Source organism: Salinibaculum sp. SYNS191 (assembly GCF_037338445.1).
In the GTDB taxonomy this organism is placed as follows: Archaea; Halobacteriota; Halobacteria; order Halobacteriales; family Haloarculaceae; genus Salinibaculum; species Salinibaculum marinum.
In genome coordinates, this window is the sequence record NZ_CP147838.1 from 2,817,965 (window position 1) to 2,841,076 (window position 23,112).

Genomic DNA, 23,112 nt, shown 5'->3' on the forward strand with positions numbered 1-23,112 from the left:
GTTTAGTCGTACCTGATTCTGGGGTCGAGTATCGCGTAGACGATGTCGGCGAGCAGGTTCGCCAGGACGATGATGATGCCGGTCAGGAGCGTGATGGCGAGCACGAGGTCGACCTCTCGCCCGGAGATGCCCTGGACGAGCGCCCGTCCGAGGCCCGGCCAGGCGAAGACGCTCTCGACGACGACCGACCCCGCGAAGATGCTGGAGGTCAGGAAGGCGGCGAGGGTCACCACGGAGATGAGCGAGTTCCGGAGGACGTGTTTCAGCACGACCGTCCGCTCGGGCAGTCCCTTCGCCCGCGCGGCGGTGACGTACTCCTTGTTCATCTCCTCTGCCATCGACGACCGCATGACGCGCATGAGGTTCGCGGACGCTGCGGTCCCTATCGTCACCCCCGGCAGGATGAGATACCACAGCATCTCGGGCGAGAGCAGTGGCTTCTGGGGTGCGAGCACCGGCCACAGGTCGAGATACAGCGCGAACACCAGGATGAGCATCAGGCCGAGCCAGAAGTTCGGCAGCGAGATGCCCGACAGCGCGAACACGCGGCTGGCGGTGTCGGCCAGCGTGTCCTTCTTGTAGGCCGCGTAGATCCCGGTGGGGATGGCGATGATGAGCGCGATGGCCCACCCGAACAGGCCGAGCATTATCGTCTCGGGCAGCCGCTCCATGATGTACGGCAGGACTGCCTGGTCGACGCCGATGACCGTCCCGAAGTCGCCCTGGAGAAGGTCGCTAATCCAGATGACGTACTGGTCGACGATGGACCCGCCGAGTCCGTAGCGCTCCTCCAGTTCGGCGATTTCCGCCGCCGAGATGTCCGGATTCAGGGCGACGAGCTGGTTGATCGGGTTGCCCGGTGTGAGTTTGATGAGTGCAAACGTGAATACCGAGACGGCGAACATCAGCGGAACCGTCACTATCAGACGGACTGCGATATATTTTCGTAGACCCATTTTGTGTGTGTGTACGGAAAGCGGGGTAGTTGTGTGTTGGGCTTATCGGTCGAGGTAGGCGACCTGCTCGTCCTGCGGCGCGTGGAGGCCGTACGGCAGGATGGAACTCGAGAATGTATAGGTGTTGTGACCCTTGTAGTCAGTGGTGAGACAGGCCACGTTCGTCCCGAAGACAGTGTAGATGTTCGGTGACTGCTTGACGAGTCCGTCCCACACCTTGTCGTACTGCTGGCCGCGGTAGTCCTCGCTCTCGACGGCGTCGACCGAGAAGCGCGCGTCGTCGGCTATCTCGTTGAGGTCCGGCGTATCGACCCGCTGGAAGTTACAGCACTGCCGGAAGTTGTCGACGCTGTTGACCGCGTCGTAGAAGCTCCCGGGGTTGAACGTCCCGGAGAGGCCGATGAAGGTGAGCTTGCCCTGCTTGTAGTAGTCCGGGCCGAAGATGCGCTGGATGAGCGTGTTGAACTCGAAGGTCTCGACGTTGGTCTCGAAGAGGCTCCCGTCGCCCGCCTGGTTCAGCGCCTGGGAGATGAGTTCGACCTCGCGCACGCGGTCGTCGGCCGTGTTGGTCTCGATAGTCGCCTCGATGGGCGTCTCGATGTCGTTCTCGTCGATGGCCTCCTGGATGATTTCCACTGCTGCCTCGGTGTCCTGCTGGGTCTTCGGCTTGAGTTCGTCCAGGAGCGCCTCGTAGTCCTCGGTGCCCGATTTGGAGGCCATCCGCGGCAGCGGCGTGTACGCCGGGTTCCGGTAGCCGTTGTAGACGTTGTTCGCGATGGCTTCCCGCGGGATGAGCTGGTTGATGCCGCGGCGGAGCTTCGCGTTGTCCCAGGGCTCGACGGTGACCGGGAACTGCAGGAAGTTGTACGCGCCCGCGTTGGTGACGCTGAGGCGGTAGTTCTCCGACTCGCGGTAGTCGCTGTAGGTGTCGGAGGCGAGACCGTAGGTGATGTCGATTTCGTTGTTGTTCAGTGCCGCCGCGCGGGTGGCGTCGTCCTGTACGATGCGGATTTCGACGGCGTCGACGACGGGACCGGCCGGGAAGTCCTCCGGACCGTCCCACCACTCCAGGGCGTCCAGACCGAGGTCCTCCAGCCAGTAGTTGTCGAACTTCGAGTAGCTCACCGACTCCTGGGTGCTGAAGCTCTCGAACTTCATGGGGCCGGTCCCGATGGGCGTCAGGTCCTGGCGCGGGTCCTTCGGCGTGTCCGGGTAGTTCTCGATGTGCTCGGTCGGGTACACCTCGACCGGAAGCTGGCTCGCCGCCTCCGCGTCGGGCACCTGCGCGTAGATGTCGACCGTGTAGTCGTCGATTTTCTCCGCGTAGAGGAACGAGTCGAACGTCTGCGCCGCGTTGTCGGAGTTCTCGTAGACGCGGTAGCCGCCGATGACGTTCTCCGCGGTCATCTCCTCGCCGTTGTGGAAGGTGACCCCCTCCTGGAGTTCCGCCCGGTAGCGCATCCCGTAGGTGCCGTCTTCGACGGCGTCGGGTGCCTCGTTGACCGTCAGCACCTGCTGGTTCTCCTGGTCGCGGATGAGAATCTGCGAGTCGGCGGTGAGGGCACCGCTGTCGGTGGTCTCCGCGTCGACCATGTAATCGCTGTAGGCGTCACGGGAGATGTCGTTGACCTCCTCGCGGCTCCAGCTCTTGGCGAGCCACGGATACACCTCTCCTGCGGCGTCCTGCCTGATAATCGTCTCGTAGATGAGCCCGAAGGCGTTCGTGGCCGGGGCGCTGGTACTGTAGGCCGGGTCGAACGAGTCGATGCCGGCACCGAGGCCGAACTTCAGGGTCCCGCCTTCCTGAACGTCGGCCGGGTCGACCGTCACCCGGTCCCGAACCGGGTCCAGGTCCGTGCCACCGTCACCGTCGCCGCCGTCGCCGAATAGCCCCGAACACCCCGAGAGGCTCAGGGCGGTGAGCCCCGCTGCGCCGCCGAGAACTTTCCGTCGTGATACGTCAAGGAACGAGTCGCTTTCACTATTTTGTGACATGCTTTCACACCAGTATATCCACTCACCGCCTTGCCCATGAACTCTGAAAGAATTTTCGATTGTTACTCCGGAATATGCCGCCTGATTGTAAAATTCACCCGAAATGACCGGCTTCTCCGGTCGGGTTACCCCCCGACAGCCGTGTGACTATGGGAAAATCAATACACTGGTGTACAGATTTCCCCTTTGTATCGGGATGAATAACAATTAATCTTGACGCTTGCGCTCGCGCGCGCCCCCGTCGCGGGTTAGAAAATGGTAAACTGCGCCGGCCAGTAGGTCCGTGCGAGAGGGGGTAGCCAAGTGGTCAACGGCGCGGGTCTTAAGAACCCGTCTCGTAGGAGTTCCGGGGTTCGAACCCCCGTCCCCTCACTGCCGGTAGACGCGACGGGCTTTTGACGGTCTCTGTCCTACGATGTGGCGATGACCGAGGAGTTTCCAGAGAGTGCCCGGCAGGCGTTCGAGTACCACGACGCCTTCCGGCGCGACGGTAACGCCTTCACCGTCGAGACGACAGCCTTCGAGGGGCGCGTCAGCGCCGTCGAGGGCCCGGAGTACCGGACGGCCTACACCGTTTCCGTGCGGGTTCCCACGCTCGCCGCTGTCACGGCCGACGAGGTGGGCGAGGCAGTCGCCGAGGGCTGGTTCGACACGCTCCAGCGCCGTCTCGAAGACGCACCGCAGACCACCCGTGCTGACGTGGAACTGGAGACGTTCGACGTCGAACAGGACGGCGAGGACGTCTACGTCACGTTCGGGTTCGAGTGGGGAAGCGCCGACCAGGCCGCAGCCATCGCCAAGGCGTTCGTCGAGTACGTGGAGGGGACCTACGTCGAGGGCGTCATCCCTGGCTACGACTACGAGTCGCCGGTCTCGGACCTCATCGACACCGCCAGCCAGGAGGGTGGCGGTGGCGGCGGGACGCCGCTGTAGGCCGAGTCGGGATTTCTAGTGGCCGCGAGCGCTCGACCGAGCGCGAGCGGCCTTTTTCCCCAAGTTTTTGCAAGGAGTGGTGCGCCACGAGCCGAAGGCTCGTATGCGACACCCGACGCAGCAAAAAGTGGGTTCCCTTAGTCCATCGCGATGTACGTCTGTGTGTTCTCGACGCCGCTGATGTCCTGGATGTGGGTCGCGGCGACGTCCTTGACCGCCGCGGGGGAGTCGACGTCGACGACGGCGATGAGGTCGACGTCGCCCGCGACGATGTGGGCGCGTTCGACGCCCTCGACTGCCGCGACGTCGTCTTTCAGCCGGTCCGCCTCGCCGGTGAGTGCCTTGATCATGATGTACGCTCTGACCATGGTCAGATACCTCCCGCGACCGCGCGCTCGCTGTCGCCGACCACGATGCTCCGGACGTCGCCGAGTTTGTCGAAGTCGGCGAGGATAATCAGCCGGTCGCCGAGGTCGAGCGTGTCGTCCGCCGTGGGGAGGCGAATCGCCCCCTCCCGCTTGCCGAAGGCGAGCAACCGGGTCTCCCCCGGCAGTTCGAGTTCGCTGATGGAGTAGCCCTTCATCGGTGACGCCTCGCTGATGGTGAACTCGACGAGCTGGAGGTTCTGGGCGACGTCGGCGATGGCCCGGATGTTCCCGCCGAGCATGGCGTTCTTGGCGGCGATTGCGCCCAGCCGTTCGGGGTAGACGACCTCGTCGACTTCGTCGGCGTACTTCCGGTAGATGTCTTCGCGGTAGTCCTCGTCGATGCGCATGACGGTCCGGCAGCCGTGCTTGTTGCCGACCATGCAGGCGGCGAAGTTGTCGTTGAGGTCGCCCGTCAGCCCCCCGACGGCGTCGGCGTCGTCGAGGCCAGCCTTCTCGATGGTCGCCTCCAGCGAGCCGTCCCCTTCGATGACTTCGAACCCCTCGTTGCGGGCGCGCTCGACCGCGTCCGGGTCCCCCTCGATGAGGACGACCTCGTGGCCGGAGTCGGCGAGTGCACGGGCGGTCCGCAACCCGACGCGACCGGCACCGATGATAACGAATCGCATGCTACTCTCTACGGAGACGGTCATCAATAAACTTGCCCACGTGTGACAGGGTAACGCTTTTCATATGCTACACCATACCAGTGGTACGGATGGTTCGGGCGTTCATCATGGTGAAGACGAGTGCAGGCAAGTCCGCGGACCTGCAGGAGGCACTCACCGACATTGACGGGGTACAGGAGGCCCACGTCGTCGCGGGCCAGTACGACATCATCGCGGAGGCGACCGGCGAGGAGGTCTACGACGTGATTCACGGCGTCGCCACCGAGGCGCGCAACCTCGACGGCGTGGTCGACACGCGCACGTACATCTGCCTGGAGTAACCCGGTCCGACACCTCAAAGGTCGCTCGTCCCCAACGTAGCCTATGGTCGGCGTCGTCGACATCATCGGTCTCCTGCTCATCCTGTTCGTGAACAGCGCCGTTGCCGCCCTCGCCACGCGATTTTTCCGCGTCCGACTGAACACTCGCTGGGGCAGCGCCGCCTACGTCGTCCTCCTCATCCCGGTCGTGTTGCTGGCGCTGACGATGGTTTTCTCGGGCGTCTTCGGCCTGGGTCCGAACCTCGGCAGCGCCGTCGCCGTCCTCGGGGTCACAATCGTCGTCCCGATGTCGCTGGGCGTGACGTTCGACTACGTCTGGATGCCCTCCCCCGAGGAGGTCGACCTGCCCGAACAGCGCGACCGCGGGCGCGTCCGGCGGAACTAGAGCAGCGTCGCCACGGCCTCGCGGACGTCCGCGACGACTTCCGCTTCCGGTCGAGTGGCGTCGATGCGGACGAACCGCTCCGGTTCGCGCTCGACGAGGCGTTCGTAGTTCTCTCGGACCCGCGTGAGGTACTCGGCGGTCTCGAACTTGTTCGTCGCGCCGCTGCGCTCGGCGGCCGTCTCCGGGTCGACGTCGAGGTAGATGGTGGCGTCCGGCGGCCGGGTCCAGGGCTGGTGAACCCGGCGGACGAACTCGACGGAGTCGGGGACGATGCCCGACAGCGTCGCGCCCTGGTAGGCGTACCGCGAGTCGGAGTAGCGGTCGGAGACGACGGCCTCGCCCCGGTCGATGGCTGGCCGGACGACGCTGGCGAGGTGGTCGGCGTGGTCGGCGGTGTAGAGGAACAGCTCCGCGAGCGGGTCGGCGTCGTCGTCCGCGATGGAGCGCCTGACGGCGTCGCCGTACCACGACCCGGTCGGCTCCCGGGTGAACGTCGTGTCCGCGGGGACGGCGTCGCTCCGGCGAAGCGCCTCGACGCAGGTGCTCTTGCCGCTGCCGTCCAGTCCCTCCAGCGTGACGAGCATACCGGCACCTCGCTACGGCCGCACGTAAAGCCCCCGTCTGCGGCCGCTTGCTACCAAACTGGTTGCGGCCGGGTTTTACATTGATGTCGGGAGAATGGAGAGTATGGACGTACTCGTTACCGGCGGTAGCGGTTTCATCGGACAGTACCTCTGTGCAGAACTGACAGACCGCGGCCACGACGTGACCGCGCTGGCCCGCGACCCCGACCCGACGAACCTCCCCGAAGGCGTCGAGACGGCGATGGGCGACGTGACGGCCTACGACTCCATGGTCGACGCTTTCGAGGGCCAGGACGCGGTGGTGAACCTGGTCGCGCTCTCGCCGCTGTTCGAGCCCAAAGGCGGCAACCGGATGCACGACCAGGTCCACCGCGGCGGGACGGAAAACTGCGTGCGCGCCGCCGAGGAACACGGCGTCGAGCGGTTCGTCCAGATGTCGGCCCTGGGTGCCGACCCCGACGGCCCCACCCACTACATCCGCTCGAAGGGCCGCGCGGAGGAAATCGTCGAGGACGCGGACCTCGACACCGTCATCTTCCGCCCCTCTGTCGTCTTCGGCGAGGGCGGCGAGTTCGTCTCCTTCACCAAGCGGCTCAAGGGCATGTTCGCGCCGGGGCTGCCGCTGTATCCCCTCCCCGGCGGCGGCACCAAGACCCGGTTCCAGCCCATCTGGGTCGAGGACCTGGTGCCCATGCTCGCGGACGCCGTCGAGGACGACGCCCACGTCGGGGAGACCTACCGCATCGGCGGTCCGGAGGTGCTGACACTGCGGGAGATAACCGAGATGGTCTACGAGTCGGAGGGCAAGTCCATCCGCATCGTCGGCCTGCCGATGGGGCTGGCCGGCATCGGCCTGAAGACGCTGGGCGTGGTTCCCGGCTTCCCGATGGGCGGCGACCAGTACCGCTCGCTGAACTTCGACAACACGACGGACCGCAACGACGTGGAGGCCTTCGGCGTCTCGGTCGACGACATGCGGACGCTGGGGGACTACCTCGGCGTCGCCTGACACCCGTCGCGGACGATTCCGTCAGAGCTATTTGACTATTGGTCCTGCCGGTGCATATGTCGATTCCCCGCCGTCTCTGGGCGCTGCGGCGCGAGCGCCCCCTCTTCGTCGCCCTCGCCGCCCTGACCGTCGTCACCCTGCTCGGCTGGCTGGTCGTGGAGTCGTACATCCAGCGGGCCGGCGTCGGCCTCCCCTACACGTTCAACGACTTCAGCGCCTACACCGGCGGTCTCGCCCGCTGGACCGAGGGCGGCCCGCTGTACATGGAACAGGAGAACGGCGGCTACCACGGCGAGTACCTCTACCCGCCGGTCACCGTCCTCCTCTTTTACCCCTTCGGCACGCTCGGGTTCAAGACCGGCGCGATACTGTTCGGCGTGACCTCTATCGTCCTGCTGTGGGTCGGGCTGGAGGCAGTCGCCCGCGTGCTCGGCTACCGGCTGCGCATCTGGGAACGGCTCGGACTGCTGGTCGCCATCTTCGCCTTCCAGCCGGTCATCCGTAACTTCCGGTGGGCCCAGACCGCGACCTTTCTGACCGGCCTGCTGGCGCTGGCCTTCTACGCCCAGGAACGCGGGGCAGCGGCCGAGTCGCTGTACGCGGACCGCGAACTCGGCGGCCGGACCCGGGCGGCCTTTCGCTACGGGAGCGGCGCGTTGACGACGCTCGGCAGTTCCTTCAAGCTCTTTTTCGCCACCTCCGGGGCACACCTGCTCCGGGACCGCAAGCGCTTCGCCGGCGCGATAGCCACCGCCGGTGCGCTGGCGGTGGCGTCGCTGGCCGTCTTCGGCGTCGAGACTCACCTGACGTACCTCGACGTCCTGCTGTGGGGGAAGGGGTGGGGCGACACGGAGGCGGTCTACCTCTGGGACACCTCGGCGGCGTACCGGCCGCTGCACATCTTCGGCGGCCTCGGCCTCTACCTCAAGGTGCTCGGGATTCTCGGCGTCATCGCGCTGGCGCTGCTGACCCGGGACGACGACTCGGCCGCGGCCCGGCACACGACGTTCGCACTCGGCGTCGCCGTGGTGCCGCTCTTTGCGCCCCAGGCCGACAGCCACGACCTCGTCGTGATGGTACTGCCGGCGGTCATCATGCTCGCCCACGAACTCGACCGGCCGGACGGTCACGCGTGGATTCCGGTCCTGTCGGTGCTACTGGTCCATTTCCACCGGTACGCACTCGAACTGCTGAAGCATCCGCCGGGGTCTATCTCCGTCGAGACTGCCAGAAATCTCGCGCCGTATCTCCAGCCTGGCATGTGGGCGACGTTTTTGCTCGTCGGTATCGCGGCCTACCGGGTTGCAGAGCGTGCCCGAACCCCGACCTCCCTCCGGACGGTCCGCGAGCGGGTGAGCGGCGGGATTTCGTCGGACTGAGCGGTGTTCTCTGGCTGTGAAAACACCCCATAAGCTTGTCTTACCCTTGTTATCATTTTGAGGAATGATAGCCGGGCAAAACACTTATGCACACGATGCTATACGTCAAGCTTAAGAAGTAGCCATGAAACTCGCGATGATAGGATTCGGGCAGGCCGGCGGGAAAATCGTCGACAAGTTCCTGGAATACGACGAGCGGACGGGCAGTGGGATCGTCCGCTCGGCGGTTGCAGTGAACACGGCGAAGGCCGACTTGCTCGGACTCGAACGGATTCCGGAGGAGCAACGCGTGCTCATCGGCCAGGCCCGGGTGAAGGGCCACGGCGTGGGCGCGGACAACGAACTCGGCGCGGAAATCGCCGAGGAGGACATCGACGAGATTCAGGGGGCCATCGACAACATCCCCGTCCACGAAATCGACGCGTTCCTCATCGTCGCGGGGCTCGGCGGGGGGACCGGCTCCGGTGGCTCACCCGTCCTGGCGAAACACCTCAAGCGCATCTACACCGAGCCCGTCTACGGCCTCGGCATCCTGCCCGGCGGCGACGAGGGTGGCATCTACACCCTCAACGCCGCGCGCTCGTTCCAGACCTTCGTCCGCGAGGTGGACAACCTGCTCGTCTTCGACAACGACGCCTGGCGCAAGACCGGCGAGTCCGTCGAGGGCGGCTACGAACAGATCAACGACGAGATCGTCCGCCGCTTCGGCGTGCTCTTCGGGGCCGGCGAGGTCGGCGCGGGCGACAACGTCGCCGAGAGCGTCGTCGACTCCTCCGAGATTATCAACACGCTCGCGGGCGGGGGCGTCTCCACCGTCGGCTACGCCACCGAGTCCGTCGAGACGAGCGACTCCGGCGGCGGCCTGCTCTCGCGGTTCAAGGGCGAGGACGACGACGGCATGGACAGCGCCAACACCACCAACCGCATCACGTCGCTGGTACGCAAGGCCGCACTCGGGCGGCTGACGCTGCCCTGTGAAATCGACGGGGCCGAGCGCGCGCTGCTCGTGCTCTCGGGTCCCTCGGAGCATCTCAACCGGAAGGGAATAGAGCGCGGCCGGAAGTGGCTCGAAGAGCAGACCGGCAGCATGGAGGTCCGCGGTGGTGACTACCCCATCCGCGAGCCGAACGTCGCTGCGGCGGTGCTCCTCTCGGGCGTGCACAACGTGCCCCGCATCAAGGAGCTCCAGCAAGTGGCTATCGAGGCGCAGGAGAACATGGACGAACTCCAGCGCGAGAGCGAAGAGAATTTAGAGGCGTTGGTGGAAGATGATGAAGATGAGCTGGACCCACTCTTCTAAGGGCGCGCTCCTGGGGGTATTGCTCGCCATCTCGCTCGTGGCGGTCGGAACAGCCGCGGCTGTCAACGTCTCGGGGGACGCCCCGGCACCCGCGGAGAACGGGACGGAAGTCTCGATGCAGGTCACGCTGGAGGACCCGTTCGCCGACGCACCCGACCAGTGGACGCTGGCGGGGGAGACGGAACTCGACGACGCCACCTGGAACATCGAGGTGCTGAACCAGGGGCGGCTGGTCACGCGTACCGATACGAGCGGCGAGACGTTCAGCCAGCCGCTGGACTTCGAGGAGGGTGCGACGACGGTCAACGTGACCGTCACCGGCACCGTCCCGACGCTGTCGACGTTCAACTACGAGAACCGCTCGGCCGAGAACTACACCGCGGTGGCGCTGACCCAGGCCAACGGGAACGCCGTCGACCGCACGTGGCGCTCGCACCGCTACACGAACGAGAGTAACTCCGCGCGCACGGCCATCGACGCGGCCGCAACGGCCGTCGAGGATGCGGGCGGCACCGGACAGGACGACCTCGACCGCGCCATCAACGCCTACGACGCCGGCAACTTCGACAACGCGGAATCGCTGGCCGAGGAGGCCGAAAGCGCCGCCGAACAGAGCCAGGGCGGCCTGCCCATCGTCCTCATCGGCGGTGCCGTCGTGGTCCTGCTGCTGGTCGTCGGCGGTGGCTACTACTACTACCAGTCCCAGCAGGGCAGCGACTACAAGCTCCAGTAGGGAATGCGCGTTTTCGTCCCGTTCGACGCTCGCGACCCGAAGACCCGCCTCGCGCCAGTGCTCGACGACGACGAGCGCGCCGCGGTGGCCCGAGCCATGCGCCGGGACGTCCTCGACGCACTCGCAGAGACGTCCCACGACCCGGTCGTGCTCGCGACCGAGAGCGTCGACGCCGACGTGCCGGTGACCGTCGACGCGAGTCCGCTGACCGAGGCGGTCAACGACGCGCTGGCGGGGGTCGACGGTCCCGCCGCCGTCGTGATGGCCGACCTCGCGCTCGCGACGCCGGCCGCGCTGGACCGCCTGTTCGCGCCCGACGCCGACGTGGTGCTCGCACCCGGTCTGGGCGGGGGCACGAACGCCCTCGTCGCGCGCCACCCCGACTTCCGCGTGGACTACCACGGCGTCTCCTACCGGGACCACCGCGAGGCCGCGGCGGCCGTCGGGGCCGACGTCGCGACGGTCGACTCCTTCCGCCTGGCCGTCGACGTCGACGACCCCGCCGACCTCGCGGAGGTGCTGATTCACACCGACGGTCACACCGCCGCCGCGCTCCGCGAGGCGGGGGTCGAACTGGCCGTCGACGAGGGTCGCGTCGCCGTCTCGCGGTCTGGCGAGAACGGCGCGTAGCGGGGCTGAAACACTCGAAAACGCGGCGTCTGGCGTGACCTGACGGATGAACCGAACAAGCATTTTTTAGGGTGACGGTGTGTATCGTCGTACGCACGGGCCGACCCGTGCAACGGGTACGTGTCTCGCGCCGCGCACCCAGACCGTGCCAGGACACCGCTCATGGCACGGCGGTCCGGCCCCACACACGGCTGGACCGCCACTTCTCCATCTTCCGCGCCCGGCGAGCCTTGCCACCGGATAGCGTGACCTCTTTGAAGGTCGCCCTCCGAGAGTGTGACGTGTTCCCCGGGACCGAGGCGTACGACATCGACCTCACCGTCGACGAGGAGGCCGTCGACCGCCTGCTCGACGTGCGGCCGGCCGACGTCGACCCGGCCCCGGAACTGTCCTTCTGCCGGAACGTCTTCGTGCCGCTGACGACGGCCTGCCGGTACACCTGCACGTACTGCACGTACTACGACCCGCCCGGCGAGGCCACGCTCATGTCCCCCGAGGAGGTGCGCGAGGTCGTTCGCACCGGTGTGGACGCGGGCTGTACGGAGGCGCTCTTTACGTTCGGCGACGACCCCGACGACCGCTACACGGCCATCCACGACCAGCTGGACGAGTGGGGCCACGACTCCATCCACACCTACCTCCGGGAGTGCTGCGAGATCGCCCTGGAGGAGGGCCTGCTGCCCCACGCGAACCCGGGCGACCAGACTCGCGAGCAGATGGCGGCCGTCGCCGACGTCAACGCCTCGATGGGCGTGATGCTGGAGACGACCGCCGAGGTGCAGGCCCACGGCGGCCCGCGCGCGAAGAACCCGGGCCAGCGGCTCAACACGCTGCGTGTCGCCGGCGAACTGGGCGTGCCCTTCACGACCGGCATCCTCGTCGGCATCGGCGAGGACTGGCGGGACCGCGCCGAGAGCATCCTCGCCATCCGCGGACTGCACGAACGGTACGGCCACATCCAGGAGATAATCGTCCAGCCGGTCGTCGAGAACGAGCGCTGGCGAGACGGCTCCCCGGACGTGGCGACGCTGCGCCGCGCCGTGGCGATGGCCCGCGCCGGCCTGCCCGAGGAGATATCGGTCCAGGTGCCGCCGAACCTCGCGCCCGCCCGCGAGGTGGTCGACTGCGGCATCGACGACCTCGGCGGCGTCTCGCCGGTGACGGACGACCACATCAACCCCGACTACGCCTGGCCGGCCCTGGAGACGCTTCGGGACATCGCCGACCACGCCGACGTACCACTGCGCGAGCGCCTGCCGGTCTACGAGCGCTACCTGTCTCCCTCGCTGCGGAGCGCGGGCTTCGACGGGACGGCTGCGGACCCGCCGGCCGGCGCGGCCGCCGAGGCGTGGATGTCGGACCGCATCACCGAGGCACTCGCGGCCGACGACGCCGCCGGCGAACGCTACCGTGCGGTCGTCGACGGCACCGCGCCAGTTTGAGGTCTGGTAACGCGTCTCGTCCGCTGTGAGAAGCTTTATCGGGTGTATTTCCCTTGCCCGCGTATGGAGTCCCCGTTCGACGTCCTCGGTGTCGCCGAGGACGCCGACGACGACGTCGTCAAGCGAGCGTACCGCGAGCGGGTGAAGGAGACCCACCCCGACCAGGGCGGGTCGACTGCCGCGTTCCAGCGGGTGCGGACTGCCTACGAAGCCATCCAGGCCGGCGAGCACGACCTCCAGATTCCGACCGTCGCGGAGGTCGATGCCGAGGAGGAGGACGCGGCCATCGACGACGAGGAGGAAGAGGTCGTCGCGTTCGAGGGGCCGACCGTGGAGTACCTGAACTACGCGGTGCTGGAGGACCACGGCTGGAGTCTCGACGACGACGACCTCTTCGAGAAGGCCGCCGAGGAGAACCTCGACGCGGCCGACTACGGCACCTTCCACGGCTCGTTCGACGAGTACCTGCTGGACGCTGCCGAGGAGGCGGGCAACACCTGGCCGTACTCCTGTCGGAGCACCGCCTGCGCGAACTGTGCTATCGCGCTCTGCGAGGGCGAGATGGCGATGCCGAAAAACCACATCCTCCCCGATGAGATGCTCGACCGCGGCATCCGGCTGTCCTGCGTCGGGACGCCGACCTCGGAGGAGTTGAAGGTCGTCTACAACGTCAAGCACCTGCCCGAACTGGACGAACTCCGGCTCCCGCCCGGCCCGTTCAAGGGTGCCCAGGCCAGCGACTGACTACTCGCCGGCGACGAGTTCGTCGAAGACTCGCGACTCGATTTTGCGGAGGTGTTCCCCGACGGTGCTCGGCGAGGCGTCCACGCGGGCGGCGACGTCCTCGTGGGTCGCCCGCCGCGGGTTCTCGTAGTAGCCGAGGTCGACGGCCGTCTCCAGCACCTCCCGCTGGCGCTCGGTCAGCGAGAGAAAGAGGTCGCCCAGTTCCGGCGCGTGCTCGCCGGTCTCCAGCACCTCGACCTCGTACCCTTCGGTCTCGCCCGGCGTCGCCTCGCGGAACGCCTCCAGCGGCCCGACCAGCGTCAGGACGAAGGAGCCGTCGGGTTCGACCTCGATCGGCGTCTCCATGGCGAGCTGGGACTCGTACTGCAGTTCCAGCATCTCCCGGTTGACGTCGTTGGGCTCGAAGTGGGTGTAGGAGTACCACCAGCCGTCGTCCTCGACGATGCTGAAGTCGTAGACGAACTCGGACTCCGACAGAATCTGGCGGTAGCGGTCGACGTCGCCGCGGGCCTCGGCGAGCAGGAGGCCGCTGCCGTCGTCCAGTCGCTCCACCCGGTAGATGCTCCCCCGCTCGACGGCCGGGTCGCTGGCGAGCGCCTCGCCCAGCGGGTGAAAGCCCGCCCCCTTCCTGGGACTCACGCGGAGCGTGACGTAGCGCATGCCCGACTTTGCGCCCGCCCGGGCCAAGTGTGTAACGCACCGCGACAAAAAGGGGCCGCGGATGCGGCGCAGCGAGCCTTCGGTGGTCCGGCACGAAGACCCGCCTGTCGGAGTCCCAGCTATGGCAACACAGCAGACACCCTCCGGACCGCGCGGCCTGCCGCTGGTCGGCAACACGCACCAGTGGGCGCGCGACCCCAACGGCTTCCGCGAGCGCTGCGCCGCCGAGTACGGTCCCGTCACCAACTTCGAGATGCTCGGGTGGGACACCTACATGGTGACCGACCCCGACGAGATAGAGCGCATCCTCGTCAGCGAGAGCGAGCGATTCCCGAAACACAGCGACTCGAACAGCGAACTGAAAGAAATCGTCGGCGACGGCCTCATCACCAGCCAGGGCGACCTCTGGGAGCGCCAGCGCGAGGCCATCCAGCCCGCCTTCTACATGGACCACATCCGCGAGTACGCCGACATCATGGTCTCGCGCAGCGAGGAGGCGGCCGAGCGCTGGAGGGCCGGCGAGGAAATCGAGGTCCGCGAGGAGATGACCCGGCTGACGCTGGAAATCCTGGTCGACGCGATGTTCGGCCGGGACATCGACATCGAGGAACGCGGTATCTACGAGGCCGTCGAGGCCTTCCAGAAACCGATGCGGCCCGCCTACCAGCCCATCACCTTCTTCGCCCCCGACTGGACGCCACTGCCCTTCCTCCGCCGCGCCAACCGCGCCCACGAGCACCTCCACGAGCAGATTGACGACATCGTCGACCAGCGCCGCGCGAGGCGCACCGCGCTTCGGTCTGAGCGAGCGGGCGACGCCCGCGAGCAGGCTGGCCGCGACGCGGACCGAGACGACCTGCTCTCGATGCTGCTCGACGCCGACACCGAGATGAGCGACGAGCAGATTCGCGACGAGATGATGACCTTCCTCTTCGCGGGCCACGAGACCACCGCGCTGACGCTGACCTTCCTCTGGGACCTCCTCTCCCGGAACGCGGGGGCGCGCGAGCGCCTCCACGCCGAACTCGACGCGACGCTCGACGGCCGCCCCACTATCGAGGACGTCTTCGAACTCGACTACACGAAGGCCGTCGTCAAGGAGGCGATGCGGCTGTACCCGCCTGCCCACGAGATTCGCCGCGAACCCGTCGAGGACGTCGAGATTGCGGGGTATTCCGTCCCCGAGGGCTCGCTGCTCGTCCTGCCGACGTGGGTGATGCACCGCGACGCCCGCTTCTGGGCCCACCCCGAGCAGTTCCGCCCGGAGCGGTGGCTCGACGGCGAGGGTCCCGAGACCGACCGCCCGGACTTCGCCTACTTCCCCTTCGGCGGCGGCCCGCGCCACTGCATCGGCCACCGCTTCGCCATGACCGAGGCGCAACTGGTCGTGGCGACGCTGGCCAGCCGGTGGGAACTGGAGCGGCAGTACGACGACCTTGGAGTGTCGGCTGCCGTCACGCTGCAGCCGGACGGTGACGTCACGATGGTCCCCCGACCCCGCTGACCGGCTCTCCCGCCCGACAAATAAAAAGGCCCCGAGATGACTGGCCGCAGACAGATGTCTGCTCCGTGTCAACTCCCGGCTGCCCGGGCCAGTGCCTCTGACCCCACTGTCGACCCACTCGACGTCGCGGGGGCCCGGCTGCCCGGGGCGAGGGGACACCCCTCCGCCGGCTTCGACCCGGTCGGCCGGCGCGGGTCCCCGGTTGCTCGTCCGCGGTCTCGCGTTCCGACTCGTGTTATCGGTCGAGCAGCGGCGTCCCGTCGGCGCGGGGGCCGAGCGTCGGGCCGGCGGGCGTGTCGTCGGCGTCGATGCGCCGCCGTTGCTCGTAGTCCGTCGAGCGCTCGACGGGGACGCGCCCGACGGCGGTTATCATGTCGACGTACTCCTGGAAGGAGCGGTACTCGCCGAAGTCGCCGCCGGCGCGTTTGGTAATCTCCTCGGAGAGGATGGTCCCCATGAAGTCGTCGGCCCCGCAGGTGAGCATCTTCAGCCCCTGCGTGTCCCCGTATTTCACCCACGAGGACTGGATGTGGTCGACGTTGTCGAGAAAGAGCCGCGAGACGGCTATCATGAGTTCGTCTTCGTGTGTCGTCGCGCCGCCGTCGACCATCCCGCGGTCGTGCAGCGGTGTGTTCTGGTGGATAAAGGAGAGCGGGACGAACTCGGTGATGTTGCCGGTGCGGTCCTGCAGGTCCCGAATCTTGCGGAGGTGCTCGACGCGGTGGGCCTCGTTCTCGACGTGGCCGTACATGATGGTCGCGGTCATCGGCAGGCCGACGCTCGCGGCGGCCTCCATGGCCTCGACCCACTCGTCGGAGCGAATCTTGCCCGGACAGATGACGTCGCGCACCTCGTCGACGAGGATTTCGGCTGCCGTGCCGGGGACGCTGTCGAGGCCGGCCGCCTTCAGGCGACTGTAGACCTCCTGGTAGGACCAGTCGGTGCCCCGGCGGGCGTGGTAGGCCTCCTCGGGCGTCATCGAGTGGAGGTGGACGCCGCCGACGCTCATCGCCTCCATCTGCTCGACGTAGGTGCCGGGGTCGACGTCGTAGCGGTCGGGGGACTTGTAATTCAGGTCGCCGCGGTCGCTCGTCTCCAGTATCTCGCGGTGTTCGTCGTCCAGCGCGAACGCGGGGTGCAGTCCGGAGACGGAGGTGACTTCGTAGATGCCCAGTTCCAGCGCGTCGGCGACGACCCGTCGGGATTCCTCGGGGGTCTTGGTGAAGCCGCCGTGGTCGCCGTCGTTCTCGGCGAGGAACTGTTCGGAGCGGTCCTTGAAGTTGCAGAACAGACAGCCGGTGTTGCAGGCGGTGGTGACGTTGTTGTTGAGGTTGGCGACGATGGTGACCTCCTCGCCGACGACCTCGGCGCGGCGGCGGTCGGCGGCTTCGAGCACGAGTTCCTTGCGGTCGAGGTCGATGCCGTCGGTGTCGGTGCCGGTGGTCAGGAGTTCGATGCCGTCGGCGACCGAGAGGCGGGTACCGTCGCGGGCCTTCTCGAGGGCGTTCGCGAAGGACTGGTCGGTCTCCGGCTGATGGAGAAAGTCGAAGTCGCTGCGTGGGACGTTGGTACCCGACTCGGAGACGCCTGCCATTGTTCTCTCCACCCACTCTGTGTGCTAAAAGGTGGCGTCTAGCGTCTGGATTGCCGGTCTTTCGGTTGTCACCTAGCCCGGGAGAATGCCGGTCACGAGGCCGCTGACCTCCGCCAGCACCCAGGCGACGAAGACTGCGTATGCACACAGAAGGAGGTACGACTCTAGGCGCGAGAGCGTCATCTCGGTCCGCAACACGGTGAAAAGCAGGACGGTCGCGGCGGTCAGCGCGGCGAACATCGGGACGGCCATGGCGAAGTCGATGCCGGTGCGCCCGACGAGCATGACGCCGACGGGGATAGCGACGAGCAGGTCGAAGGTGTTCGACCCGAGGACGTTCGCCAGCGAGGCGACGCCGCGGTCGTCTTTCGCGGCCCGGACGCTCACCAGCGTGTCCGGCAGGCTCGTCGCCGCCGCGATGATCGTAACGCCCAGCAGGAACTGCGGGACGCCGAGTGCCAGTCCCACGGCCTCGACCTGGCCGACGAGTTGCTCGACGGCGACGAGGATGACGACCAGCCCGGCGGCGAGAACGGTCCACTGCCGGCGCGGGTCGATGCCGCTCGCGTCGGCCTCGCTCTCGTGGTCGGCGGTGTCCTGGGCCTGGATGAAGATGTAGAGGCCGTACAGGGCAAGCGGGATGAGCGCGAGCGGCCGCGTCACCTCGCCGTGGAGCGTCTGGCCCTCGACGGGGTAGTAGATGACCGCGAAGGCGAAGGTGATGAGCAACACGGAGACGGCGAGCATGTAGAACTGCGCCTCCTTGTAGACGAGCGCGCGGCTGGCCTCGATGTCGCCCTCGGTGGCGACGCCCGCGGTCGCCGGGATGACGAGGACGTTGAAGATGGCAGAGCCGACGATGGCACCGACGCCGAGTTCCAGCGACCCGGCGAGCCCCGCGAAGACGACGCTGGCCAGTTCCGGGAAACTCGACCCGACGGCGGAGACGACAGCGCCCTGGACCACCTGCGGCAGGCCGTAGTACGTCGCGAGACGGTCGCTCGCGCCCTCCAGCCAGTCGCTGCCCTTCCAGATGGCGACCGTCGCGGCGACGACGACGAGAACCGCCACCGGGTAGCTGACGCTCATTACCGGTGGGTGTCGTGCCGTTCTCAAGTGCCTACTGCTTGTCACTGGAACGGGTCTCTGACCCACCCCAAGCATCTTTTTTCAGCCTGCGCTATGACGCGGTGTGAACCGACGGACCCTCCTCTCGTCGCTCCCTGCGGCACTGGTCTGGGGCGGTGGCTGTCTCGGACGGGACGAACCACAGGCACGCCTCGCCTGGGTGGACCTGCGCAACGATACCGACCGGGCGCACGACGCGACGGTGACGGTTCTGGACGGCGAGGAGACCGTCTTCGAAGAGCGCGTCCGTCTCGGCACCGGTCCGCAGTCGTCGAAACGCGTCTTCGACCGGCCGGTGACCGGCGAGGGCGACTACGTCGTTCGCGCGACCATCGGTGACGAGCGGCGGGAACTGATCGCCAGCGACCACGTCGACGGCGACGAGACCTGCGTCGGCGTCCGGTTCCTCGTCACCGACGGCGGGAGCTTCGTCATCGACCACGTCAGGGCGATGCAGCAGTGCTAGCCCCCAGACCGGAAGCCTTCTTGTTCCCACATGCGACACCGGGAGTATGACCAGCGTCAAGAACTTCCGCGTGGACGAACCCGCCACCGCCGACGCGCTCGGCCGCGGCGCGTTCGTCTTCACGGACGACTACTCCGTCTTCGACTGGGGGAAGATGCCCGACCGGATTCCCGACAAGGGGGCGTCGCTGTGCACGATGGGCGCGTTCAACTTCGAACTGCTGGAGGACGCCGGCGTCCCGACGCACTACCGCGGCGTCGTGGTCGACGGCGAGGAACAGTCCCTGGACGACGCTCTCGACGCCGGGGCGGCACCGACGGAGATGGCAATCGACCTCACGCAGGTCCCCGACCTGCCCTTCGCGGACGGGAGCTACGACTACGACGCCTACCACGCCGACGCGGGCGAGAACTACCTCGTCCCGCTGGAAATCGTCTTCCGGAACCGCGTCGGCGTCGGCTCCTCGCTGCGCAAGCGGACGGACCCCGCCGACCACGGCCTCGAATTCGAGACCTGGCCCGACGAGGCCGTCGACCTGCCGGACGCCGTCGTCGAGTTCTCGACGAAGTACGAGGAGCAGGACCGCTACCTCTCCCGCGCGGAAGCCGACGCCATCGCCGGGGTCGCGGACGTCGAGGCCCTGGAGTCGGTCGCCCGCGAGGTGAACCGCCTCGTCACCGAGCGGGCCGACGACGCGGGGCTGGTCCACCAGGACGGCAAGATCGAGTGTCTCTACTACCAGGGCGAGATTCGCGTCGCCGACGTGGTGGGCACCTTCGACGAGAACCGCTTCGCCTACGACGGCCAGCAGGTCTCCAAGGAGGTCATCCGCCAGTACCACAAGCGGACCCAGCCCGAATGGGTCGAAGCTGTCGGCGAGGCCAAAGAGCGCGCGACTGCCGAGGGCGTCGCCGACTGGAAGTCGCTGTGTGACCGGTCGCCGGAACCGCTGGATGCCGGTGTCATCGAGGCCGCCCGCGACCTCTACTGCGCGGGGACCAACGCCTACCTCGGACGTGGCGTCTTCGACGCACCGACGCTCGCGGCGGCCGTCGAGCGCGTGCAGTCACTGTAGATTACTCGGCGTCGTCGTGCTCGCGGTGGGTACCCGGTAACTCTTCTTCGGCGGCGTCGACCACGGCCACCTGTACCTGCTTGACGCCGCTGAGCGCGCGCAAGCGGTTCGACAGGTCGCTGATTTCCTCGCCGGTGCCGTCGACGGCCAGCGTCTCCATGCAGAGGTCGTGTGTCAGGTGGACGTGCTGGACGGCGATGATGGTGTCCGCGAACTCGTGCTGGAGGGCGGTGATGGTCTCGGTCACGTCGCCGTCGTGGTGGTCGTACTGGACGACGATAGAGCCGCGCTGGGTCCCCGTCATCGACGTCTCGGTGCGGTACTCGGTGACAAGTTCCCTGAGCGCGTCCCGCATCGCTTCCGACCGGCTGTCGTAGTCCCACCCCGCGACCACGTCGTCGAGGTCGGACAGTAGCGACGACGGAATCGTCATGCTGACACGCGAGAGGTCGTCGGCCATACCTGCCCTTGCAGGGGCGGTGTCAAGTAATGCCCGCCGAGGTAGTATTACTATTTGGCGCTAAAGTAATACTGAAGTGGACCGTCCAAGTAGGCCCGATATGCACATCCCTGACGGTTTCCTCGACCTCCCGGTGCTGGCGGCGTGCTGGGTGCTCGCTGCCGGCGCCTTCGCCATCGCGAGCCGTCGGGCGTCGGACCGCCTCGGTGGCGACCGCACGGCGCTGGTCGGCGTCGCCGCGGCAGGAATCTTCGCGGCCCAGTTGCTGAACTGGCCGATTCCGGGCGGGACGAGCGCCCACTTCGTCGGCGGCGCGTTCGCCGGCATCCTGCTCGGGCCCTGGCTGGGCGTCATGGCGATGACCGCCGTCGTCACCATCCAGGCGCTGGTCTTCGGCGATGGCGGCCTGCTCGCACTCGGCGCGAACCTCGCTGCGATGGCCGTCCTCGACGTCCTCGTCGGCTACGCGCTCTTCCGACTGCTCCGGAGCTACCACGAGACGGCGGCGGCCTTCGTCGCCGGGTGGGGCGCGATTACCGTCTCGGCGGCCTTCGTCGGCGTCGCCGCCGGCTTCTCCTCTGCCTTCGCCTGGGACCTGGCCACGACGGTCACGGTGATGACTGGCGGCCACGCCGTGCTCGGCCTCGTGGAGGGGGCCATCACCGCCACCGTCTACGCCGCACTCGTCGACGCCCGGCCCGACCTCGTGCCCGGCCGCGAGGCCGTCGCGGAGGTGAGCGCGTGAGCGCCGTCGTCGAGAAGCCGTGGGTCCGCCGCGGCCTCGCGGTCGTTCTCGTGCTGGCGCTGCTCGCCCCCGTCTTCGCGTGGGCGTCGGGCGCGGTCGGCTACAGCGAACCGCTGGAGAACGCTGCCGAGCAGACCGGCGCGGCTGACGAGGCCGAACCGTCGCCCAGCCTGTTCTCGGGCTACGGGATTCCAGGGCTGGGCAGCGGTCTGGGCACGCTCGCCGCCGCCGTCGTCGGCAGCGCGCTCACCCTTCTGGCCGCCCTGGCCTACGCCCGGCTACTCGAATGATACTCCACGTCGCCGCCACCGTCACGGAACTGCTGCGCTCGTTTTTCGTCACCGAGGAGACGGCCGCCCGCGACGGTCTGCTCCAGACCCTCCAGCCCCGCGCGACGCTCGTTGGCGTCGCCGTCCTGCTGGTCGGCGTCGTCGTCTCGCGGGACCCGCTGGCGGTGCTCGCGCTCGCGGCGGTACCGCCCGCGCTGGCCGTCGCCTCGTCGGTCCGGCTCCGGCGGCTGTTCGCCCGCACTGCGCTCGTGCCCGTCTTCTCGCTCGTCGTCGTCGCGCCGCAGGCGGTGCTCGTCCCGGGCGACCCGCTGTTTGCCGTGGCCGGGTTCACCGTCACCGTCCCCGGGGTCGTCGAGGTGGCGACGTTCGCCGTCCGCGTGTGGACCGGCGTCGCCCTGCTCGCGCTGGTGGTGCTGACGACGCCGTTCTCCGAGGTTGTCGCGGCGCTGCGGCGACTCCGCGTGCCGACGGCGCTGGTCTGGCTGCTCGCCGTCTCCTATCGCTACCTGTTCCTGTTTTTCACCGAACTCCAGCGGTTGCTCCGCGCTCGCGAGAGCCGGACGATAGCACGCCGTGGCCTCCGCGCCAGGTGGCGCGACCTCGCTCAGCTCTCGGGGACCTTTCTCATCCGGACGCTCGAACGCGGCGAGCGCGTCCACCGCGGCATGCGCGCCCGAGGCGGTGCCTCCCCGCCCTCGCCGTACGACCGCGGCGGGGACCCCGGACTCGCGGACGCCCTCTTCGTCGCCGGGGCCGTGGCAGTCGCCGTCGCCGCGGGGGTGGTCCGGTGGCTCCCGTGATCGACGCCCGCGGCGTCTCCTACGTCTACCCCGACGGCACGACGGGTCTCGCCGGCGTCGACCTGACCGTCCACCGCGGCGAGCGTCTGGCCGTGCTCGGGGCCAACGGCTCGGGCAAGAGCACGCTCCAGGTCGTCCTCGGCGGGCTGGAGTCGCCGGCCGAGGGGTCGGTCACCTTCTTCGACGGCGTGACCGACGCCGAGGCGGTCCGGGACCGCCTGGCGGTGCTGTTGCAGGACCCCGACGACTACCTGTTCAACGCCACCGTCCGCGAAGACATCGAGTACGGGCCGGCGCAACTGGACGTCCCCCGCGAGACTGCACAGGCCCGTATCGACAGACTCGACGACGCGCTCGATTTGGGTGGTCTGCTGGACCGGCCACCGTTCCGACTCTCAGCCGGCGAGAAGGCCCGCGCCGCGCTCGCGGCCGCGCTGGCGACCGACCCCGACGTGTTGCTCGTCGACGAACCGACCAGCGACCTCGACGGCCCCAGCCGCGAGCGGGTCCGCTCGCTGCTCGACCGGCTGACCGACGACGGGCTGACGCTGGTCTCCTTCACCCCCCGGACGACCCTCGTCCCTCACCTCGCGGACCGTTCGGTCGTCCTCGCGCAGGACGGCACCGTCGCCGGCCGCGGACCGGTCGAAGACGTGCTGACCGACGCCGACCTGCTCGAAGCCAGCGGGCTCCAGCCCCCGCCGACGGTCCGGCTGTTCGACGGCGTCGTCGCCGACCCGCCGCTGACCGTCGAGGAGGGTCGGGACCTGCTCTCGGAGCGGCTCAGATAGTGATGGGCGGAATTGCCGAAGTTCCTTCGTAGGAAGTGTTCGCGGAGCGTTTGATTGTGGACGGCAACGGGCCGCCACCCTGGCCTAATCGTCCGCTTCTACGAAACAGATGCCTGCGCCTTGGGCATGGCGCCC

General features: G+C 67.7%; 26 protein-coding genes and 1 tRNA gene. 18 read left to right on the forward strand and 9 right to left on the reverse strand.

The window, feature by feature from the left end:
* Positions 1-2: 2 nt before the first annotated feature.
* Positions 3-956, reverse strand: coding sequence for an ABC transporter permease (locus WDJ57_RS14925; RefSeq protein WP_338901628.1), 954 nt, complete (start codon positions 954-956; stop codon positions 3-5).
* A 42-nt stretch (positions 957-998) separates the two neighbouring features.
* The gene (locus tag WDJ57_RS14930) at positions 999-2,951 is read right to left on the reverse strand and encodes an ABC transporter substrate-binding protein (protein ID WP_338901630.1); all 1,953 of its coding nucleotides are present in this window, start codon (positions 2,949-2,951) and stop codon (positions 999-1,001) included.
* A 289-nt stretch (positions 2,952-3,240) separates the two neighbouring features.
* Between WDJ57_RS14930 and WDJ57_RS14935 the strand changes: the two genes are divergently transcribed.
* Positions 3,241-3,323 (forward strand) — tRNA-Leu (locus WDJ57_RS14935).
* A 51-nt stretch (positions 3,324-3,374) separates the two neighbouring features.
* Positions 3,375-3,884 carry a DUF5813 family protein gene (locus WDJ57_RS14940; RefSeq protein ID WP_338901631.1) on the forward strand — a complete coding sequence of 170 codons (510 nt, stop codon included), beginning with the start codon at positions 3,375-3,377 and terminating at the stop codon, positions 3,882-3,884.
* Between the two features lie 137 nt (positions 3,885-4,021).
* Here WDJ57_RS14940 and WDJ57_RS14945 read toward each other — a convergent pair whose 3' ends face one another.
* Positions 4,022-4,252: an Lrp/AsnC family transcriptional regulator gene (locus WDJ57_RS14945; protein WP_338901632.1), complete on the reverse strand. Its 231-nt coding sequence runs from the start codon at positions 4,250-4,252 to the stop codon at positions 4,022-4,024.
* Between the two features lie 2 nt (positions 4,253-4,254).
* A complete protein-coding gene (locus tag WDJ57_RS14950; protein WP_338901633.1) occupies positions 4,255-4,938 on the reverse strand; it encodes a potassium channel family protein in 684 nt (227 codons plus the stop codon).
* A gap of 89 nt (positions 4,939-5,027) precedes the next feature.
* Here WDJ57_RS14950 and WDJ57_RS14955 point away from each other — a divergent pair, with 89 nt between their 5' ends.
* Positions 5,028-5,258 (forward strand): Lrp/AsnC ligand binding domain-containing protein, encoded by a 231-nt coding sequence (locus WDJ57_RS14955; protein WP_338901634.1) that lies wholly within the window; start codon positions 5,028-5,030, stop codon positions 5,256-5,258.
* A 43-nt stretch (positions 5,259-5,301) separates the two neighbouring features.
* Positions 5,302-5,643 carry a hypothetical protein gene (locus WDJ57_RS14960; RefSeq protein ID WP_338901635.1) on the forward strand — a complete coding sequence of 114 codons (342 nt, stop codon included), beginning with the start codon at positions 5,302-5,304 and terminating at the stop codon, positions 5,641-5,643.
* On the opposite strand, the gene tmk is transcribed toward WDJ57_RS14960, so the two are convergent.
* Positions 5,640-6,227 (reverse strand): dTMP kinase, encoded by a 588-nt coding sequence (gene tmk, locus WDJ57_RS14965; RefSeq protein ID WP_338901636.1) that lies wholly within the window; start codon positions 6,225-6,227, stop codon positions 5,640-5,642. The genes WDJ57_RS14960 and tmk overlap by 4 nt on opposite strands.
* A 103-nt stretch (positions 6,228-6,330) precedes the next feature.
* Here tmk and WDJ57_RS14970 point away from each other — a divergent pair, with 103 nt between their 5' ends.
* From WDJ57_RS14970 to fer, 7 genes are all read left to right on the forward strand, one after another.
* On the forward strand, positions 6,331-7,236 hold the full coding sequence (locus tag WDJ57_RS14970) for a complex I NDUFA9 subunit family protein (RefSeq protein ID WP_338901637.1): 906 nt from the start codon (positions 6,331-6,333) through the stop codon (positions 7,234-7,236).
* 56 nt (positions 7,237-7,292) lie between these two features.
* Positions 7,293-8,615 carry a glycosyltransferase family 87 protein gene (locus WDJ57_RS14975; protein ID WP_338901639.1) on the forward strand — a complete coding sequence of 441 codons (1,323 nt, stop codon included), beginning with the start codon at positions 7,293-7,295 and terminating at the stop codon, positions 8,613-8,615.
* A 124-nt stretch (positions 8,616-8,739) separates the two neighbouring features.
* Positions 8,740-9,915 (forward strand): tubulin/FtsZ family protein, encoded by a 1,176-nt coding sequence (locus WDJ57_RS14980; protein ID WP_338901640.1) that lies wholly within the window; start codon positions 8,740-8,742, stop codon positions 9,913-9,915.
* Entirely contained in the window at positions 9,893-10,648 is a 756-nt protein-coding gene (locus tag WDJ57_RS14985) for a hypothetical protein (RefSeq protein WP_338901641.1), read from the forward strand. Before WDJ57_RS14980 ends, WDJ57_RS14985 begins: the two co-directional genes overlap by 23 nt.
* A 3-nt stretch (positions 10,649-10,651) precedes the next feature.
* A complete protein-coding gene (gene cofC / locus WDJ57_RS14990) occupies positions 10,652-11,278 on the forward strand; it encodes a 2-phospho-L-lactate guanylyltransferase (RefSeq protein ID WP_338901643.1) in 627 nt (208 codons plus the stop codon).
* A 281-nt stretch (positions 11,279-11,559) separates the two neighbouring features.
* Positions 11,560-12,720: a 7,8-didemethyl-8-hydroxy-5-deazariboflavin synthase subunit CofG gene (gene cofG / locus WDJ57_RS14995; protein WP_338901644.1), complete on the forward strand. Its 1,161-nt coding sequence runs from the start codon at positions 11,560-11,562 to the stop codon at positions 12,718-12,720.
* 63 nt (positions 12,721-12,783) lie between these two features.
* Entirely contained in the window at positions 12,784-13,464 is a 681-nt protein-coding gene (gene fer / locus WDJ57_RS15000) for a ferredoxin Fer (RefSeq protein ID WP_338901645.1), read from the forward strand.
* Here the strand turns inward: fer and WDJ57_RS15005 are convergent, their stop codons facing one another.
* Positions 13,465-14,124, reverse strand: a complete 660-nt coding sequence (locus WDJ57_RS15005; RefSeq protein ID WP_338901647.1) for a helix-turn-helix domain-containing protein — start codon at positions 14,122-14,124, stop codon at positions 13,465-13,467.
* Positions 14,125-14,245: 121 nt separating this feature from the next.
* Between WDJ57_RS15005 and WDJ57_RS15010 the strand changes: the two genes are divergently transcribed.
* Positions 14,246-15,628, forward strand: coding sequence for a cytochrome P450 (locus WDJ57_RS15010; RefSeq protein WP_338901648.1), 1,383 nt, complete (start codon positions 14,246-14,248; stop codon positions 15,626-15,628).
* Between the two features lie 235 nt (positions 15,629-15,863).
* Here the strand turns inward: WDJ57_RS15010 and cofH are convergent, their stop codons facing one another.
* Together cofH and WDJ57_RS15020 are read right to left on the reverse strand one after the other, a co-directional pair.
* Positions 15,864-17,222, reverse strand: coding sequence for a 7,8-didemethyl-8-hydroxy-5-deazariboflavin synthase subunit CofH (gene cofH, locus WDJ57_RS15015; protein WP_338901649.1), 1,359 nt, complete (start codon positions 17,220-17,222; stop codon positions 15,864-15,866).
* Positions 17,223-17,294: 72 nt separating this feature from the next.
* Entirely contained in the window at positions 17,295-18,311 is a 1,017-nt protein-coding gene (locus WDJ57_RS15020; protein ID WP_338901650.1) for a sodium:calcium antiporter, read from the reverse strand.
* Between the two features lie 103 nt (positions 18,312-18,414).
* Here WDJ57_RS15020 and WDJ57_RS15025 point away from each other — a divergent pair, with 103 nt between their 5' ends.
* Positions 18,415-18,816, forward strand: a complete 402-nt coding sequence (locus WDJ57_RS15025; protein ID WP_338901651.1) for a hypothetical protein — start codon at positions 18,415-18,417, stop codon at positions 18,814-18,816.
* A 46-nt stretch (positions 18,817-18,862) separates the two neighbouring features.
* The gene (locus WDJ57_RS15030; RefSeq protein ID WP_338901652.1) at positions 18,863-19,891 is read left to right on the forward strand and encodes a phosphoribosylaminoimidazolesuccinocarboxamide synthase; all 1,029 of its coding nucleotides are present in this window, start codon (positions 18,863-18,865) and stop codon (positions 19,889-19,891) included.
* A 1-nt stretch (position 19,892) separates the two neighbouring features.
* On the opposite strand, the gene nikR is transcribed toward WDJ57_RS15030, so the two are convergent.
* Positions 19,893-20,351 (reverse strand): nickel-responsive transcriptional regulator NikR, encoded by a 459-nt coding sequence (gene nikR, locus WDJ57_RS15035; protein WP_338901653.1) that lies wholly within the window; start codon positions 20,349-20,351, stop codon positions 19,893-19,895.
* Between the two features lie 100 nt (positions 20,352-20,451).
* Here nikR and WDJ57_RS15040 point away from each other — a divergent pair, with 100 nt between their 5' ends.
* Genes WDJ57_RS15040 through WDJ57_RS15055 form a run of 4 tightly spaced genes read left to right on the forward strand, consistent with a single transcriptional unit; the run spans position 20,452 to position 22,977 of the window.
* A complete protein-coding gene (locus WDJ57_RS15040; RefSeq protein WP_338901654.1) occupies positions 20,452-21,096 on the forward strand; it encodes an energy-coupling factor ABC transporter permease in 645 nt (214 codons plus the stop codon).
* A complete protein-coding gene (locus tag WDJ57_RS15045; RefSeq protein ID WP_338901655.1) occupies positions 21,093-21,386 on the forward strand; it encodes a metal transporter in 294 nt (97 codons plus the stop codon). The genes WDJ57_RS15040 and WDJ57_RS15045 overlap by 4 nt, the downstream gene beginning before the upstream one ends.
* A complete protein-coding gene (gene cbiQ, locus WDJ57_RS15050; protein ID WP_338901656.1) occupies positions 21,383-22,186 on the forward strand; it encodes a cobalt ECF transporter T component CbiQ in 804 nt (267 codons plus the stop codon). The genes WDJ57_RS15045 and cbiQ overlap by 4 nt, the downstream gene beginning before the upstream one ends.
* On the forward strand, positions 22,174-22,977 hold the full coding sequence (locus WDJ57_RS15055; protein WP_338901657.1) for an energy-coupling factor ABC transporter ATP-binding protein: 804 nt from the start codon (positions 22,174-22,176) through the stop codon (positions 22,975-22,977). The genes cbiQ and WDJ57_RS15055 overlap by 13 nt, the downstream gene beginning before the upstream one ends.
* The last annotated feature ends 135 nt before the right edge of the window (positions 22,978-23,112 follow it).